Origin of the sequence: Streptomyces sp. YIM 121038 (assembly GCF_006088715.1) — a bacterium.
In the GTDB taxonomy this organism is placed as follows: domain Bacteria; phylum Actinomycetota; class Actinomycetes; order Streptomycetales; family Streptomycetaceae; genus Streptomyces.
Genome location: NZ_CP030771.1, coordinates 6,728,194 through 6,744,811 on the forward strand (window position 1 = coordinate 6,728,194; position 16,618 = coordinate 6,744,811).

The 16,618-nt window shown below is 73.3% G+C and carries 16 protein-coding genes; 12 read left to right on the plus strand and 4 right to left on the minus strand.

Annotated elements, in window-relative coordinates; all coding sequences use genetic code 11:
• Positions 1–64: 64 nt before the first annotated feature.
• Both C9F11_RS29085 and rpmB read right to left on the minus strand, forming a co-directional pair.
• Entirely contained in the window at positions 65–3,118 is a 3,054-nt protein-coding gene (locus tag C9F11_RS29085; RefSeq protein WP_138962037.1) for a BTAD domain-containing putative transcriptional regulator, read from the minus strand.
• 169 nt (positions 3,119–3,287) lie between these two features.
• Positions 3,288–3,473 carry a 50S ribosomal protein L28 gene (gene rpmB, locus C9F11_RS29090; protein ID WP_030195073.1) on the minus strand — a complete coding sequence of 62 codons (186 nt, stop codon included), beginning with the start codon at positions 3,471–3,473 and terminating at the stop codon, positions 3,288–3,290.
• A 258-nt stretch (positions 3,474–3,731) separates the two neighbouring features.
• On the opposite strand from rpmB, the gene C9F11_RS29095 reads away from it, so the two are divergent.
• The 9 genes from C9F11_RS29095 to mutM all read left to right on the plus strand — a co-directional run bounded on the left by C9F11_RS29095 (position 3,732) and on the right by mutM (position 13,046).
• Positions 3,732–5,465 carry a DAK2 domain-containing protein gene (locus C9F11_RS29095; protein WP_249401922.1) on the plus strand — a complete coding sequence of 578 codons (1,734 nt, stop codon included), beginning with the start codon at positions 3,732–3,734 and terminating at the stop codon, positions 5,463–5,465.
• Between the two features lie 75 nt (positions 5,466–5,540).
• Complete coding sequence (gene recG, locus C9F11_RS29100) at positions 5,541–7,769, plus strand: ATP-dependent DNA helicase RecG (RefSeq protein WP_138962039.1); 2,229 nt, start codon at positions 5,541–5,543, stop codon at positions 7,767–7,769.
• A 156-nt stretch (positions 7,770–7,925) separates the two neighbouring features.
• Positions 7,926–8,519: a 16S rRNA (guanine(966)-N(2))-methyltransferase RsmD gene (gene rsmD, locus C9F11_RS29105; protein WP_138962040.1), complete on the plus strand. Its 594-nt coding sequence runs from the start codon at positions 7,926–7,928 to the stop codon at positions 8,517–8,519.
• Between the two features lie 26 nt (positions 8,520–8,545).
• The gene (gene coaD / locus C9F11_RS29110) at positions 8,546–9,025 is read left to right on the plus strand and encodes a pantetheine-phosphate adenylyltransferase (protein ID WP_212767913.1); all 480 of its coding nucleotides are present in this window, start codon (positions 8,546–8,548) and stop codon (positions 9,023–9,025) included.
• Positions 9,026–9,085: 60 nt separating this feature from the next.
• Positions 9,086–10,195, plus strand: a complete 1,110-nt coding sequence (locus C9F11_RS29115) for a cell division initiation protein (RefSeq protein ID WP_138962042.1) — start codon at positions 9,086–9,088, stop codon at positions 10,193–10,195.
• 166 nt (positions 10,196–10,361) lie between these two features.
• The gene (locus C9F11_RS29120) at positions 10,362–11,036 is read left to right on the plus strand and encodes a YceD family protein (protein ID WP_138967123.1); all 675 of its coding nucleotides are present in this window, start codon (positions 10,362–10,364) and stop codon (positions 11,034–11,036) included.
• A 2-nt stretch (positions 11,037–11,038) separates the two neighbouring features.
• Positions 11,039–11,212: a 50S ribosomal protein L32 gene (gene rpmF / locus C9F11_RS29125; RefSeq protein WP_030676011.1), complete on the plus strand. Its 174-nt coding sequence runs from the start codon at positions 11,039–11,041 to the stop codon at positions 11,210–11,212.
• 7 nt (positions 11,213–11,219) lie between these two features.
• The gene (gene rnc / locus C9F11_RS29130; protein WP_171075869.1) at positions 11,220–12,047 is read left to right on the plus strand and encodes a ribonuclease III; all 828 of its coding nucleotides are present in this window, start codon (positions 11,220–11,222) and stop codon (positions 12,045–12,047) included.
• A gap of 132 nt (positions 12,048–12,179) precedes the next feature.
• Positions 12,180–13,046 (plus strand): bifunctional DNA-formamidopyrimidine glycosylase/DNA-(apurinic or apyrimidinic site) lyase, encoded by an 867-nt coding sequence (mutM, locus tag C9F11_RS29135; protein ID WP_138962044.1) that lies wholly within the window; start codon positions 12,180–12,182, stop codon positions 13,044–13,046.
• On the opposite strand, the gene C9F11_RS29140 is transcribed toward mutM, so the two are convergent.
• Positions 13,013–13,426: a helix-turn-helix domain-containing protein gene (locus C9F11_RS29140; RefSeq protein ID WP_138962045.1), complete on the minus strand. Its 414-nt coding sequence runs from the start codon at positions 13,424–13,426 to the stop codon at positions 13,013–13,015. The genes mutM and C9F11_RS29140 overlap by 34 nt on opposite strands.
• Positions 13,427–13,558: 132 nt before the next feature.
• Here C9F11_RS29140 and C9F11_RS29145 point away from each other — a divergent pair, with 132 nt between their 5' ends.
• Positions 13,559–14,149: a flavodoxin family protein gene (locus tag C9F11_RS29145; protein ID WP_138962046.1), complete on the plus strand. Its 591-nt coding sequence runs from the start codon at positions 13,559–13,561 to the stop codon at positions 14,147–14,149.
• Between the two features lie 68 nt (positions 14,150–14,217).
• Here C9F11_RS29145 and C9F11_RS29150 read toward each other — a convergent pair whose 3' ends face one another.
• Complete coding sequence (locus tag C9F11_RS29150; RefSeq protein WP_138962047.1) at positions 14,218–15,234, minus strand: CAP domain-containing protein; 1,017 nt, start codon at positions 15,232–15,234, stop codon at positions 14,218–14,220.
• Positions 15,235–15,394: 160 nt separating this feature from the next.
• Between C9F11_RS29150 and C9F11_RS29155 the strand changes: the two genes are divergently transcribed.
• The gene (locus C9F11_RS29155; RefSeq protein ID WP_138962048.1) at positions 15,395–15,676 is read left to right on the plus strand and encodes an acylphosphatase; all 282 of its coding nucleotides are present in this window, start codon (positions 15,395–15,397) and stop codon (positions 15,674–15,676) included.
• 395 nt (positions 15,677–16,071) lie between these two features.
• Positions 16,072–16,275 carry a hypothetical protein gene (locus C9F11_RS29165; protein WP_030675993.1) on the plus strand — a complete coding sequence of 68 codons (204 nt, stop codon included), beginning with the start codon at positions 16,072–16,074 and terminating at the stop codon, positions 16,273–16,275.
• Positions 16,276–16,618 lie beyond the last annotated feature (343 nt).

Sequence of the window (16,618 nt, forward strand, 5' to 3'; positions counted from 1 at the left end):
ACCAGGAGCCGGCAGTGACTGACCGCCTGCTCCTCGGCCGGTGGCCGGGCCGCGGGGCGGGCGGCTACCGCGTGAGCGCCGCCGTCGGCTCCCGCCGCCCCTGCTCGAAGGCCTTCTCGTACGTCTCCGGGGACAGTCGTGCCCGCACTGCGCGCTCTACGGGGGCCACGTCGGGGTCGCCCGCGATCAGCGTGCCCCGCAGACCGGCGGCCGCGCCCAGGAGCCGGGCGGCCTCCTCGGGGCCCGCCGCGGTGACCGCCAGCGCCTCGGCGACGTGGGCCCGCTCGTCGAAGCCGGTTCCGGCGCTGTCCAGGACGAGGACGCGGGCCCGCTCGAAACACTCCGCGGCCTCGTCCGCACGGCACTCGGCGAGCGCGGCGCGGCCGAGGCCGAGGAGGATCCGCGCCGTCTCGGCCACGCTGAACCAGTTCGCGGCGCACGCCTCCAGAGCCTCTCCGTAGTGCCCACGCGCGCGGGTGAGCTCACCGCGCAGCCGGGCCACGTCACCGAGGCCCCGCAGCGAGGTCGCCACCTTGTCGCGCACCCCGGCGGTGCGGGCGAGGTCCCCGGAGAGCCGGAAGTGCTCGGCGGCCTCCTCCAGGGCGCCGTCGTGCAGCAGGACCGTGGCGCGCTGGTGCAGCATGTCGGCGGTCTCCTCCGGGGCCGCCAGCTCCCGTACGTGGACGAGCCCCTCGTCGAGCAGGGCGAGGGCGCGCCCCCGCTCGCCGCGCCAGTCGGCGTACATCGCCAGCGGGTCGAGGCAGTTGGCCATGCCCCAGCGGTCACCGGTGTCCCGGAAGGCCGCGAGAGCCCGCGCGAAGGCCGCCTCCGAGGCGTCGACGCGGCCCGCCAGCTGCTGCTGGAAACCGTGCCCGAAGTCCAGCAGGGCCCGCCCCCAGGGATGCGCGCCGAGCTGCGCCCGGACCCGGTCCTCCGCCGCCCGCCGCGGCCCGCCCGCGAGCGACCACAGCACGATCAGGAAGGGCCGCCGCAGCGGCCCCCGCAGCGAGGCCAGGATGTCGTCCGCGCGCGCGAGGCGCTCCCGTTCCACCGGGTCGTCGCCCTCGCCCGTGAGCGCGTTGAGCAGGCACAGGGCGTACTCCTCCGCCAGGCCGTCCGGTACCTCGTCACCCACGGCCGCCAGCAGCCGCGCGGCCAGCGGCGCCCGCTGCCCGTACAGGCCGCGCAGCCGCCAGTACCAGGACAGGGCGGCCGCCAGCCGAAGGCCCGCGCGCGGGTCGGTGCGCACGTGGTGGTGCAGCGCGGCTTCGAGGTTGCCGTGGTCCGCGGCGAGGCGGTCGAGCCACGCCACCTGCTCCCCGCCGTGCAGGCGCGGCGCGCCCTCCTCCGCGCACCGCAGGAAGTACGCGGCGTGCGCGGCCCGCAGCGCGTCCTCCTCGCCCGCTTCGGCGAGCCGCCGGGCGCAGTACGCGCGGATGGTCTCCAGCATCCGGTACCGCCCGCCGGTCGCCTCGATGAACGACTTCTCCGCCAGGGAGGCCAGCGGGTCCTCGGGGTACGGCACCCCGCACACCGCGTCGACCGCGTCGAGTGTCGCCCCGGCCGGGAACACCGTCAGCCGTCGGGCGAGCCGCCGCTCCTGGTCGTCCAGCAGCTCCCAGCTCCACTCGACGACCGCGTGCAGCGTCCGGTGCCGGGGCGCCTTCGTGCGGTCCCCGCGCGACAGGAGCCGGAACCGGTCGTCCAGGCGCGCGGCCAGCTCGTCGAGCGTGAGGGTGCGCAGCCGGGCCGCGGCCAGCTCGATGGCGAGCGGCAGCCCGTCCAGGGCGGCGCAGACGGAGTCGACCAGGGTGGCCCGCGGGTGCCCCCGGCCGGGCGCGGGCGGCGCGAAGTCCGGGCGTACGGCGGCGGCCCGCTCCAGGAACAGCCGGGCCGCGGGTGCGGCGGCCAGCGGCGGCACCGGGCACAGCACCTCGCCGGTGATCCCGAGGGCCTCCCGGCTCGTGGCCAGGACCCGCACGCCCGGGCAGGCGCCGAGCAGCAGCCCGACGGTGCGGGCGGCGTCGTCGACCACGTGCTCGCAGTTGTCCAGGACCAGCAGCAGCTCGCGGCCCTCCAGGGCGGCCAGGAGCCGCTGCCTCGCGTCGCCCCCGCGCGCGTGGAAGCCGTCGCGCACCCCGAGGGCGCCGAGCACGGCGCACGTCACCGGCGACCCGGCGGTGAGCGGGGCCAGCTCCACGAAGCACACCCTGTCGGGCCCGGCGCTCTCCCGCTCCCGGGCGGCCTCCACCGCGAGCCGCGTCTTGCCCGCGCCGCCCGGTCCGGTGAGCGTCACCAGGCGGGACGACCCCGCGAGCAGGCCGCGGACGCGGGCCAGCTCCTCGGCGCGGCCCACGAGCGGCGTCAGCTGTGCCGGGACGCTCGGCCGCCGCGACGGCTCCGCGCCCCGCAGCAGCTCCCGGTGGAGCGCGGCGAGGTCCGGCGACGGGTCGGCGCCCAGCTCCCGCGCGAGGGTGGCGCGTGCCTCCTCGAACACCGCGAGCGCCTCGGCCGCCCTGCCGCCCGCGGACAGGGCCCGCATCAGCTGCCCGTACAGCCGCTCGCTCAGCGGCCGGTCCGCGAGCAGCTCCCGCAGCTCCGGGACGAGGCCGGGGCCGCCGCCGGTCGCCAGGTCGGCGTCGATCCGGTCCTGTACGGCGGCCAGCCGCAGCTCTTCCAGGCGGGTGGCGGGCGCGTGCGCGCCGGGCAGGTCGGCGAGCGCCGCGCCCCGCCACAGACCGAGGGCCTCGCGCAGCAGCGCGGCGGCCCGCGCGGGATCCCCGGCGGCCAGGGCGTCGCGGCCCACGCGCGCGAGGCGCTCGAAACGGTGGGCGTCGACGTCGTCGGGGTCGACCAGGAGCCGGTAGCCACCGGCGCCCGCCCGGATGTCCACGCCCAGCCGCCCGCGGAGCCGTGACACCTGGGACTGGAGGGCGTTCGCGGCACCGGCGGGCGGCCGCTCGCCGTACAGGCCGTCGGTCAGCCGCTCCACGGACACGGTGCGGCCCGCGTCCAGGAGGAGCAGGGTGAGCAGGGCCCTGGGGCGCGGACCGCCGGGGGCGACGGGTCCGCCGTCGGGGGTCCGTACGTCGAGGGGGCCGAGGATGCCGAACCGCATACGCCGGATTTTGGCAGGCGGCGGAGGTCCAGGAGGGCGCGAGGCGCCAGGAAGTGCGCGGAGGGTACGGGCCGTCGTACGCAACGTGGTGGTGCGGGCACGCGAAAAAGCCGGCCCCCGAGGGGACCGGCCTTCCGGTAACCGGCCAGGTGGCCGCGCAGAACTAGCGTCAGCGCGAGACCTTGCCGGCCTTGATGCACGAGGTGCAGGCATTGAGCCGCTTCGGCGTCCCGCCGACCACGGCACGCACGCGCTGGATGTTCGGGTTCCAGCGACGGGGCGTACGGCGGTGCGAGTGCGAGATGTTGTTGCCGAAGCCCGGCCCCTTGCCGCAGACGTCGCAGTTGGCAGCCACGGGTCACTCCAAAGACTTCAGATGCACTTACGGTTAAACCCGGCATGCCGGGATCAGAGCGAATGATCTGGGTGGCGGTGCCAGGGGAATGTCCCGATGTGTATCGGGCAACCGGAGCAGCATACAACGACTGCTTCGGTACAACGAAACTACCATGTCTCGCCCGGGGCCCGCCCCGCGCTCCCCTCCCGCACCGGGTCTACGCTGCGTCTCATCCCGCCGAACCGGCCGTTCCGGACGCTCTCCAGGAGGCGACAGTTGCCGCAGAACCTCGACGCGGTCGCGATCCGCGCCTGGAGCGCACTGGCTCTGGACGCGCTGGGGCAGGCCCGCGAGGAGATCGACGCGATCAACGTCTATCCGGTCGCGGACGCGGACACCGGGACCAACCTCTACTTGACCATGGAGTCGGCGACCCGGGCGGTCGACGCCGTCTTCACGGGCCTGGAGCCCGCCGGGCCCACCCGGGCCGAGGCCGTGCGGGCACTGGCGCACGGGGCCCTGATCGGGGCCCGCGGCAACTCGGGCACGATCCTCGCGCAGCTGCTGCGGGGCATGGCGCAGGTGCTGTCCGACGACGAGAGCGCGCCGGGTCCTGCGGGTGACGCACCTCACGCGGACGGGGAGCGCCTGGCGCTGGCGCTGCGGCGTGCGGCCCAGTCCGCGTACCAGGCCGTCGCCCACCCCGTGGAGGGGACGGTCCTGACGGTCGCCAGGGCGGCGGCGGAGGCCGCCGGGGCCGGGCGGCAGGCGGCCGACTGCGGCGCGGTGGCCCGCGCGGCCTACGACGGCGCCCGCGCGGCCCTGGCCGCGACGCCGGACCAGCTGGCGGTGCTCGGCCGCGCGGGCGTCGTGGACGCCGGGGGCCGGGGGCTCGTGGCGGTGCTCGGGGCGCTCGTCGGAGCCCTGTCGGGGGAGCGCGTGGGCGCCCGGAACCCCGCGGCCGCCTGGAACACCTGGACCTCCGCGAACGGCGGGCCGCGGCCGGACGGCCACGCGCGCGTAGCGGGCGCGGACGGCACGGCTTCCCCGGCCGCCGAGTGCGCCGAAGGCGTCGGCTCCGGCGCCGGACCGGCCTTCGAGGTGATCTACCTCCTGGAGGCGGACGACGACGCCGTCGCCCGGCTCAGGACCCGGCTCGACGCCCTCGGCGACTCCCTCGTCGTCGTCGGCGGCGACGGGCTGTGGAACGTCCACGTGCACGTGGACGACGCGGGCGCGGCCGTCGAGGCGGGGGTCGAGGCGGGCAGGCCGTACCGCATCCGCATCACGCACTTCGGCCTCGGCGACGCCCACGCCGTCCGTGCCGCGCAGCCGCCGCGCGAGCGCGCGCAGCGCGGCATCGTGGCCGTCGTACGCGGCGAGGGCCTGGGAGGCCTGTACGCGGAGGCGGGCGCGACCACCGTGCCCGCGCGCGCGGGGGAGCCGCCCGCGAGCGGCGAGCTGGTCCAGGCGGTGCGGCGCGCCCACGCGCGCGAGGTGGTGCTGCTGCCCAACGACGCCGAGCTGCGGCACACCGCCGCGGCGGCCGCCGAACAGGCCCGCTCAGAAGGCGTGCGCGTCGCCCTGATCCCCACCCGCTCCCCGGTGCAGGGCATCGCGGCGCTCGCCGTGCACGAGCCGGACCGGCGCTTCGACGAGGACGTCGTCGCGATGACGGCGGCGGCCGGCGCCACCCGGTACGCGGAACTGGCCGTCGCGGAGCGCCAGTCGTGGACGAGCGCGGGCATCTGCCAGGCCGGGGACGTCCTCGGCCTCATCGACGGCGACGTGGCGGTCATCGGGACCAAGGTCCCGGCCACGGCCGAGGTCGTCCTGGACCGGATGCTGGCGGCGGGCGGCGAGATGGTCACGCTGGTCCTGGGCGAGGAGGTCTCGGACGACGTGGCCGAGCGCCTCCAGAAGCACGTGCGCGACAGCCACCTGGCCGTGGACACGGTCCTGTACCGGGGCGGCCCGCAGTCGGCCCTCCTCCTCATCGGCGTGGAGTAGCCGCGGGGCCGCCCCACGCCGACGAGGGGTCGGGATTGCGGGCCCGGCCCCGGAATGTCAGTGGCGTGGTGTGCAATGGATCTCGTGCACGCGCTCCAAGAACCGCTGAAGAACGCCCTCGGCCAAGCCACCGCCAAGGTCATGGCCGAGCACCTCGACCTGCACACGGTGGGCGACCTCCTGCACCACTACCCCCGCCGCTACGCCGAGCGGGGCGAGCTCACCCGCCTCTCCGACCTCCCGCTGGACGAGCACGTCACGGTCGTGGCCCAGGTGGCGAGCGCCCGCGTCCTGAAGTTCAACGCGGGGCGCGGCCAGCGCCTGGAGGTGACGATCACGGACGGCAGCGGCCAGCTGCAGCTGGTCTTCTTCGGCCGTGGCATCCACAAGCCGCACAAGGACCTGCTCCCCGGCACGCGCGCGATGTTCGCGGGCAAGGTCTCCGTCTTCAACCACAAGATGCAGCTCGCCCACCCCGCGTACGAGCTGCTGCGGGCCGACAGCGAGTCCGCCGCCGAGGCGGTGGACTCCTGGGCGGGCGCGCTCATCCCGATCTACCCGGCCACCGCGAAGCTGGAGTCGTGGAAGATCGCCAAGTCGATCGACGCGGTGCTGCCCAGCGCCCGTGAGGCCCTGGACCCGCTGCCGCCCGCCCTGCGCGAGGGCCGCGGCCTCATCCCGCTCCCCGAGGCCCTCCTCAAGATCCACCGGCCGCACGCGAAGGCGGACATCGCGACGGCCCGCTCCCGCCTGAAGTGGGACGAGGCCTTCGTGCTCCAGGTCGCCCTGGCCCGCCGCCGCTTCGCGGACTCCCAACTGCCCGCCGTCGCCCGCGAGCCCCGCCCGGACGGCCTCCTGGACGCCTTCGACGCCAAGCTCCCCTTCGAGCTCACGGACGGCCAGCGCCGCGTCACCACCGAGATCTTCACCGACCTCGCCACGGAACACCCGATGCACCGCCTCCTCCAGGGGGAGGTCGGTTCGGGAAAGACGATGGTCGCGCTGCGCGCCATGCTCGCCGTCGTGGACGCCGGGGGGCAGGCCGCGATGCTCGCGCCCACGGAGGTGCTCGCGCAGCAGCACCACCGTTCGGTCACCGAGATGATGGGGGAGCTGGCCGAGGGCGGCATGCTCGGGGGCTGTGAGCACGCCACCAAGGTCACGCTGCTCACCGGGTCCATGGGCGCGGCCGCGCGTCGGCAGGCGCTGCTCGACCTGGTCACCGGCGAGGCCGGGATCGTCATCGGGACGCACGCGCTGATCGAGGACAAGGTGCAGTTCCACGACCTGGGCCTGGTCGTGGTCGACGAGCAGCACCGCTTCGGCGTGGAGCAGCGCGACGCCCTGCGCGGCAAGGGCAAGCAGCCCCCGCACCTGCTGGTGATGACGGCCACGCCCATCCCGCGCACGGTCGCCATGACGGTCTTCGGCGACCTGGAGACCTCCGTGCTCGACCAGCTGCCCGCCGGGCGCTCGCCGATCTCCAGCCATGTCGTCCCGGCGCAGGACAAGCCGCACTTCCTCGCCCGCGCGTGGGAGCGCGTCCGCGAGGAGGTGGAGAACGGCCACCAGGCGTACGTGGTCTGCCCCCGCATCGGCGACGACGAGGACGAGAAGGAGGCGGGCGCGAAGAAGGGCGGCAAGAAGTCCGCCGAGGACGAGGCCGCGGAGGCCACGGAGGCCGAGAAGCGGCCGCCGCTCGCCGTCCTCGACGTGGCCGAGCAGCTCTCCCACGGCCCGCTGCGGGGCCTGCGGGTCGAGGTCCTGCACGGCCGCATGCAGCCCGATGACAAGGACGCGGTGATGCGCCGCTTCGCCGCGGGCGAGACCCACGTCCTGGTCGCCACGACAGTGATCGAGGTGGGGGTGAACGTGCCGAACGCGACGGCGATGGTGATCATGGACGCCGACCGCTTCGGCGTCTCCCAGCTGCACCAGCTCCGCGGCCGCGTCGGCCGCGGCTCCGCCCCCGGCCTGTGCCTGCTCGTCACCGACATGCCGGAGGCCGGCCCGGCCCGCGCCCGGCTGAACGCGGTGGCCGCGACCCTGGACGGCTTCGAGCTCTCCCGCATCGACCTGGAGCAGCGCCGGGAGGGCGACGTGCTCGGCCAGGCGCAGTCCGGCGTCCGGTCCTCGCTGCGGATGCTCGCCGTCATCGACGACGAGGAGATCATCGCGGCGGCCCGCGAGGAGGCGACCGCCGTGGTCTCCCGCGACCCCGACCTGGAGCACCTGCCCGAGCTCCGCATGACCCTGGACGCCCTCCTGGACGAGAAGCGCGAGCAGTACCTCGACAAGGGGTGACGCGCCGATACGACCTATCGTGAAGGCAGGCCCCACCCCGGGGCCCCCGACAGGGCCCGCCCCCGGGCTCCGCCACGGAGCCCGCCCAGTGGCTCCGGGGCCCGCTCCCGGGCCCTGCCCCGGGCCCCCTCGCAGCCGAAGGACGCAGAGACCCAGATGACCCGCGTGATCGCCGGTACGGCCGGCGGGCGCCGCCTTTCCGTTCCGCCGGGCAACGGCACCCGGCCCACGTCGGACCGCGCCCGCGAAGGCCTGTTCTCGACCTGGCAGGCCCTCCTGGGCACGCTCGACGGCACCCGCGTCCTCGACCTCTACGCGGGCTCCGGCGCCGTCGGCCTGGAGGCCCTGTCCCGGGGCTCCGCGCACGCCCTGCTCGTCGAGACCGACGCCCGCGCGGTCCGCACGATCCGGGAGAACGTCCGGGCGATCGGCCTGCCCGGCGCCGACGTCCGAGCAGGAAAAGCCGCTCAAGTCATCCGGGAAAGCACCCCTAGCGCCCCCTATGACCTGGTGTTCCTCGACCCCCCCTATGCGGTGGGAGATGACGATCTCCGGGAGATCCTCCTCACACTCCGCTCGGGAAGCTGGCTCGCGGACGACGCGCTCGTCACCGTTGAACGCAGTACGAGAGGCGGAGTCTTCGACTGGCCGGACGGCTTCGAGGGGCTGAGGTCCCGTCGCTACGGCGAAGGCACGTTTTGGTACGGTCGCGCCGCCTCTACGTGCGACGAACAAGAAATCGCGCCATGACCCGACCGGAGAGCGAGGGACTTCCGTTGCGCCGCGCCGTCTGTCCGGGGTCGTTCGACCCCATCACCAATGGACACCTGGACATCATCGCCCGCGCCTCCAAGCTGTACGACGTCGTGCACGTCGCGGTGATGATCAATATGTCGAAGAAGGGCCTCTTCGAGATCGAGGAGCGCATCGACCTGATCCGTCAGGTCACCCGCGAGTTCGGCAACGTGGAAGTGGAGTCGTTCCACGGCCTGTTGGTGGACTTCTGCAAGGAGCGCGACATCCCGGCCATCGTCAAGGGCCTGCGCGCGGTCAGCGACTTCGACTACGAGCTGCAGATGGCCCAGATGAACAACGGCCTCTCCGGCGTCGAGACGCTGTTCGTGCCCACCAACCCCGCCTACAGCTTCCTGTCCTCCTCGCTCGTCAAGGAGGTCGCGTCCTGGGGCGGCGACATCGCGCACCTCGTTCCCCCGGTCGTGCTCGAAGCCCTCAACAAGCGCCTCGCCAAGGGCTGATCAGGGGCTACAGTCGTCCCGTCCGTCTCCCAACAAGCTGTAGAGAGTGGCGAGCCCGCGGTGGACGTGCAGAAGAAGATCGACGAGATCGCCGAGGCGGTCGGCAGCGCCAAGTCCATGCCCATGTCGGCCTCCTGCGTGGTCAACCGCGCACAGCTCCTGTCGATGCTCGAAGAGGTGCGCCAGGCCCTGCCGGGCTCCCTCGCCCAGGCCCAGGAGCTGATCGGCGGCCGCGAGCAGCTCGTCGAGCGGGCCCGGCAGGAGGCGGACCGGATCATCGAGTCCGCGCACGCGGAGCGCGGCTCGCTGATCTCCGACACGGAGGTCGCGCGCCGCTCCCAGGGAGAGGCCGACCGCATCGTCACCGAGGCCCGCCGGGACGCCGAGGAGATCCGTGCCGAGGCCGACGACTACGTGGACTCCAAGCTCGCCAACTTCGAGGTCGTCCTCACCAAGACCCTCGGCTCCGTCGGCCGCGGCCGCGAGAAGCTGCTCGGCACGGGCCCCGGCCTGGACGAGCACGGCTACGCGGACGAGGACGCCCCCGAGCGCAGCCACGACCCGGAGACGCTGCGCCGCGACGCCGACGCGTACGTGGACGCCAAGCTCGGCGCCTTCGAGGCGGTCCTCGCCAAGACCCTGGAGGCCGTCGGCCGGGGCCGCCAGAAGCTCCAGGGCCGCGCCCCCGCGGACGAGCTGAGCGAGCTCGGCGCGCACGCCGACGCCGAGCGCGCCGGGCGCACGGGCCACACCTCCGACGCCGACTACCTCGCGGACCTCGCCGAGACCCCCGAGCCCCCGCGCGCGGGGAGCGCACCGGCGGCCTCGGGCGCCCCTTCCGCACCCCGCGTCCCCGCCCAGGAGCCGTACGCCCCGCCGCGCCCCGACCACCAGCCCGATCCGTACGCGTACGACCAGCAGGGTCAGTACGGTCACCAGGACCAGTACGGCGGGCAGGACCCGTACGCCTACCAGCAGCCGTACGGCCAGCAGGATCCGTACGGCTATCCCCAGGACCCGTACGCGTACCAGCGGCAGGAGTACGCCCCGCAGCAGGCGCAGGGCTACGGTCAGCAGGGCCAGGCCCCCGCGGTGCTCGACGAGACCAGCCTCTTCGACACCACCATGATCAGCGCGGAGCAACTGCGCCAGTACGAGCAGGGGCGCTAGGGCCGCTCTCGCGCGGGTCCGGCCGGTTCGCCGGGGCCGGATTGGGCCGAGAGCGATTGGTCCAGTATCCTGGCTCTTCGGTCGCGCGTATGTCCGCGATCAGCGCTGCCCGCTCAGGCCTCGGTTCCGAGGCGTCCGCGTGGTGGCCCCCTTGCCCCATCCCAGGATCTCGAAAGCAGGAAAAGCCCTGAGTACGCGCCTCGACCACCGCAACCCCCTCGTGTTCGACACGCACGAGCTGGGCCGGCGTCCCGGTGCCATGCAGCGGCTGACCCGCACCATCGACGCTCCCGGCGCCCCGGCGCCGTTCGGTGTCGAGGGTGTCGTCGGAGTGCCCGAGGGCGCTCCGGTGGAGCTGGAGATCCGCCTGGAGTCGGTCATGGAAGGGGTGCTTGTCACAGGCACCGCCCGTGCATCGGCCAAGGGGGAGTGCGTAAGGTGTCTGGAGCCGCTCGAGCTGGAGCTCGACGCGGACTTCCAGGAGATGTTCTCGTACCCTGACGCCGACGACCGGGGCCGCGCAGCGGAACCGGCCGACGACGCCGAGGAAGACGAGGACAGGCTCTTCATCGAGGACGGCATGTTCGACCTCGAGCCCGTGCTGCGTGATGCGGTGGTGCTCGCACTGCCGATGCAGCCGGTGTGCCAGGAAGACTGTGAGGGTCTGTGCTCCGAATGCGGAGCGCGGCTCACGGGCGACCCGGACCACCACCACGATGCCGTCGACATCCGTTGGGCGGCACTGCAGGGACTCGCCGATTCCATCAAGGGCGGCGAGAAGGACGAGATGAGCGGCGGCGCGCCTCGATCAGCGCACGCCGACGAGAAGCAGGAGAAGTAGCCGTGGCTGTTCCGAAGCGGAAGATGTCGCGCAGCAACACGCGCCACCGCCGGTCGCAGTGGAAGGCTGCGGTCACCCCCCTGGTTTCGTGTGAGCGTTGCCAGGAGCCGAAGCAGCAGCACATCGCGTGCCCGAGCTGCGGCACCTACAACAAGCGCCAGGTCCTCGAGGTCTGAGCGGCTGGTGAGAGGCGCTGTGTCTAGCCCTAAGAAGGCGGAAGACGCCAAGATGGCAGACAGCAACAACGCGGCCTCGTCCCACACGCTTCTGGAAGGGCGGCTCGGGTACCGACTCGAGTCCGCCCTTCTGGTGCGCGCGCTGACCCACCGTTCGTACGCGTACGAGAACGGCGGTCTGCCGACGAACGAGCGTCTGGAGTTCCTCGGGGACTCCGTGCTCGGCCTCGTCGTCACGGACACGCTGTACCGCACCCACCCCGACCTGCCCGAAGGCCAGCTGGCCAAGTTGCGGGCCGCGGTGGTCAACTCGCGTGCGCTTGCGGAGGTGGGCCGCGGGCTCGACCTCGGCTCCTTCATCCGGCTCGGCCGGGGCGAAGAGGGCACGGGCGGCCGGGACAAGGCTTCCATCCTCGCCGACACCCTGGAAGCGGTGATCGGCGCGGTCTATCTGGATCAGGGCCTCGAGGCGGCGAGCGAGCTGGTGCACCGGCTCTTCGACCCGCTGATCGAGAAGTCCTCGAACCTCGGAGCCGGCCTGGACTGGAAGACCAGCCTCCAGGAGCTCACCGCGATGGAGAGCCTCGGCGTGCCCGAGTACCTCGTCTCGGAGAGCGGACCGGATCACGAGAAGACCTTCACTGCTGCCGCCCGCGTCGGAGGCGTCTCGTACGGCACCGGCACCGGCCGCAGCAAGAAGGAAGCGGAGCAGCAGGCCGCGGAATCCGCGTGGCGTGCGATCCGCTCGGCCGCGGACGAGCGTGCCAAGGCCGCCGAGAGCGGCAAGCCGGACGAGGGCGACGGTCCGTCGTCCCCGGGCGCCGCGACCGCCTGACCAAAGGCTCAGCGCACCCCCGCAGGACTCGGTCCCGCGGGGGTGCGCTCTGTCGTCGGATCCCGCGGCGGCGGCCCCGCGCCCGCGCGGTACGCTGCCACGACCATCAGCGCGTCCCACCCGAGGAGAGCCGTGCCCGAGCTGCCCGAGGTAGAGGTCGTGCGGCGGGGCCTCGCGCGCTGGGTGGCGCACCGGACCGTCGCCGACGTAGAGGTGCTGCACCCGCGTGCCGTCCGGCGGCACATCGCGGGCGCGGACGACTTCGCGCACCGCCTGAAGGGGCAGCGCATCGGCGCCCCGAGCCGCCGCGGCAAGTATCTGTGGCTCCCCGTCGAGGACACCGGCAGTGCCGTCCTCGCGCATCTGGGCATGAGCGGGCAGCTCCTGGTGAAGACCCGGGAGGCCCCGGACGAGAAGCACTTGAGGATCCGGGTCCGCTTCGCCGACGACGTGGGCACGGAGCTGCGCTTCGTCGACCAGCGCACCTTCGGCGGCCTCTCGCTGCACGACACCGCCCCGGACGGGCTGCCCGACGTCATCGCGCACATCGCCCGCGACCCGCTGGACGAGCAGTTCGACGCCGAGGTCTTCCACGAGGCACTGCGCCGCAGCCGTACGACCATCAAGCGCGCGCTCCTGAACCAGTCGCTGATCAGCGGCGTCGGCAACATCTACGCGGACGAGGCGCTCTGGCGCGCCCGGCTGCACTACGAGCGCCCCACGGCCACCTTCACCCGCCCGCGCACCTGGGAACTCCTCGGTCACGTACGGGACGTGATGAACGCGGCGCTCGCCGTCGGCGGCACGAGCTTCGACAGCCTCTATGTGAACGTGAACGGGGAGTCGGGTTACTTCGACCGGTCCCTGGACGCGTACGGCCGCGAGGGCGAGCCGTGCCGCCGGTGCGGCACGCTCATGCGCCGGCGGCCCTGGATGAACCGCTCCAGCTACTTCTGCCCGCGCTGTCAGCGTCCGCCCAGGCCGTCGCGGCTGTCATAGGCGCGCTGGGCCTCGCCGACGGCGTCCTGGGAGCCCTCCACGAAGTGGATGAGCGCGAGCAGGTGCTCGGCGATCCGCCGGCCGAGCGGGGTGAGCCGGTAGTCCACGCGCGGCGGGTTGGTGGGCTGGGCCTCGCGGTGCACCAGGCCGTCCCGCTCCAGGGCATGCAGCGTCTGCGACAGCATCTTCTCGCTCACGCCGTCGACGCGGCGGCGCAGTTCGTTGAACCGGAACGTGCTGTCGTGCAGCGCGCCGAGCGTCAGCGCGCCCCAGCGTCCCGTCACGTGTTCGAGCGTGGTCCGCGAGGGACAGTTCCGGGCGAACACGTCGTACGCCAGATCCGGATCGGAGGTCTTCTCGGCGGGTGCGGTGGAGTCCATATCACAAGCGTACTCGGGCGCAGCGCTAGCCGAGAGATTGCGCTAACTAGAAGTTAGTGCTTTCCTTGGTGCAGCGGTGAGCACCTGGGTGCCGCCGTCGTCCCCGAACGCGCCCACCCGAGGAGCACCCCCATGACCAGCCCCGTCGTCGCCATCGCCTACCACTCCGGCTTCGGCCACACCGCTGTCGTCGCCGAGGCCGTGCGCGCCGGTGCCGTCGACGCCGGTGCCACCGTGCACCTGGTCAAGGTCGACGAGATCACCGACGCCCAGTGGGAGCTCCTGGACGCCGCCGACGCGATCGTCTTCGGCTCGCCCACCTACATGGGCACCGCGTCGGGCGCCTTCCACGTCTTCGCGGAGGCCTCCTCCAAGCGCTGGTTCACCCGCGCCTGGCAGGACAAGATCGCCGCGGGCTTCACCAACTCGGCGTCCAAGAGTGGTGACAAGCTGCACACGCTCCAGTACTTCCAGACGCTCGCCGCGCAGCAGGGCATGCACTGGGTGAACCTCGGCCTGTTCCCGGGCTGGAACTCCTCCACGGGCTCCGAGAGCGACCTCAACCGCCTCGGCTTCTTCTCGGGCGCCGCTGCCCAGACCAACTCGGACGAGGGCCCGGAGGCCGTGCACAAGGCGGACATCGCCACGGCCGAGCACCTCGGCCGCCGCGTCACGGAGACCGCGCGCGCCTTCGTCGCGGGCCGCGCGGCCGTCGCGGCCTGAGCCGCCGCCCGCCGGGACCGCTGCCTGCGCGGGGCGCGGCGGTCCGGGCCGCGCGGGGCGGGGGTTCCTCAGAAGCCGAAGTCCTGCGTCCACCACGGGCCGCCCGGCGCGAAGTGCGCGCCGACGCCGAGGGTCTTGTAGTCGCAGTTGAGGATGTTCGCCCGGTGGCCCGGGCTGTTCATCCAGGCGTCCATCACGGCCTGGGCGTCGGCCTGGCCGCGGGCGATGTTCTCCCCGCCGAGGTCCTTGATCCCGGCCTTCTCGGCGCGGTCCCACGGGGTCGCGCCGTCCGGGTCGGTGTGCGAGAAGAAGCCGCGCTCGGCCATGTCCGCGCTGAACCCCTCGGCGAGCGCGGCCAGCCTGCCGTCCGCGCTCACGGGGCGGCAGCCCACCTTGGCGCGCTCCTCGTTGACCAGCGCGAGCACCTGGGCCTCGGCGGAGCTGTCCCCCGTGGACGGCTCGGGCCGGGGCACGGGCGGGGTGGGCTCGGGCTCGTCGGCGCGCGGCGGGGCGGGCTTCTCCGTCTTCTCGTCCGGGGCCTCGTCGCGGTCGGCCCGGTCGGCGTCGTCCCGGTCCTCGCCCCGGGGCGGCTCGGCCGGGGGCTTCTTCGACGGCTTCGCGGACGGCTTGTCACTGGCCGCCGGTGAGGGCGTGGGGGCCGGGGCCTCGGCGCGCCCCGTGCCGGGCGCCCGGGCCGGGCCGCGCTCGGCGGTGCCGGAGTCGCCGCCCTGCGGGTCCAGGTCGGAGGGGGAGGTGGCGGAGCTCATGGCGCCCGCGCCGTCGCTCCCGCCGAAGGTGTAGGTGTCGCCGCCGGGCAGCAGCCCCGAGGCGACCGCGACGGCACCCATGGCGACGGCGGCGGAGACCCCGAGGAGCCCGGTGCGCACCGGCGTGGCCGCACGGGCCTTGCGGCGGTGCGAGCGCGGCCGGGACCCGGTGCCGGAGGTGACGTCGGGGCCAGGGGTGTGGAACGGCCCCACCGGGGTATCGGGGGAGGCAGGGCTTTCGGCGGCGTCGGACGGGTTCGCGTGATCGGCGCGGCCGGTGGCGGCGCGGCCGGCGGCGGAGCGTCGGTGGCGTCCCATGTCTGGCCTTTCGTCGAGACGCCCGGTCATGTGCCCCGGCGTCGTCCTGACGGTCCACGTGACTCGCCCGTACGGGTGAGGCGCGTCGAGTCGCGACTGTACGCGATGGCACAAGGGGGCGAAGTGCTCCCTGTGCGATTGGCCGGTTAGCGTGCACCTTATGAACGAAGAAGTCCGGCTCACCGCCTGGGTGCGCGGCCGTGTGCAAGGCGTGGGATTCCGCTGGTTCACGCGGGCCAGGGCCCTGGAGATCGGCGGCCTGAGTGGTTTTGCTCTCAATCTCGACGACGGCCGTGTGCAAGTCGTCGCCGAGGGCCCCCGGGCCGGGTGCGAGGCGCTCCTCGACTGGCTCGAGACGGGCGACACTCCCGGCCGGGTCGACGGTGTGACTGAGATCTGGGACACGCCGCGGGGCGGTTACGACTCGTTCGCGATTCGCTGACGCCGCGCCTCCGGGGAGCCGGCGCACGCGCGGTCCTCCTGGGGGCGCGACGGCCCTCTGGGGCAAAAAAGGCCTGGTGATTGCCAAGAAGCCCTTGCCGTGGCAGGCTCCGCGGGTAAGGATGATCTCCACACCCCCAGGGCCCCGAAGGAGAGGCGCCGCAGCGGATTCGACCGCCGTGTGCCCCCGGGATGCCCGTCAATACGGGGTGTGATCGTGTTGACCGTCAAACTTTTTGGTGAGACGCTGGAAGCCCCGCGCATCCTCGCTGTTTGGCATGTGAGAACGGCCAAGTAAGACCCAGCAAGAACCGAAGAGTGCCAGGCACCGCGGGTGCGATTCCCTCACGACCCACACCGATTCGGTCGGTCACTCAGTGTGGAGGACCATCCATCATGGCAAAGGCGCTTCTCGGTTACGTCGGCGGCAGCGACCCGCGACTTCTCGCCGAGATGCGACGGCTCCAGCAGCGCGTCCAGGACCTGGAATCCGAGCTGGTCAGGATCCAGGCGGAGAACGACGCGCTGACGGCTGCCGCTTCTCACGAATCGCTCCTGGAGAGCATCGACGTACCCCAGGCGGAGCCTGCGCTCACCTGACCCACGCCACCCCGGGCCCGGCACTTCGCACGTCCCCGTGACGTACTCCCGCGTATCGCCAAGTGCGCGGGAACGCCGGAACGGCCGCGTGGGCGGTGCGACGTGGTCACGATGCCCGTATCAACCGCTTGACCCAAGAGCTCTGCTTCAAGAGATCTGCAAGGGACGCTTCGGCGTCCCTTCTTCTTTTGTCGTCCGCCGTGTCGTGCCGGACGCACGCCGTGCGTGCGCGGGACCGGGAGCCGGACGCCGAACGGTCAAGCCGTGCCCAGAACTTGGCTGTCCATGCCCCGGTGCGAGGTCATTCCTTGACTCTGATGTGCCCTGCACCTTCCTCCGTGAA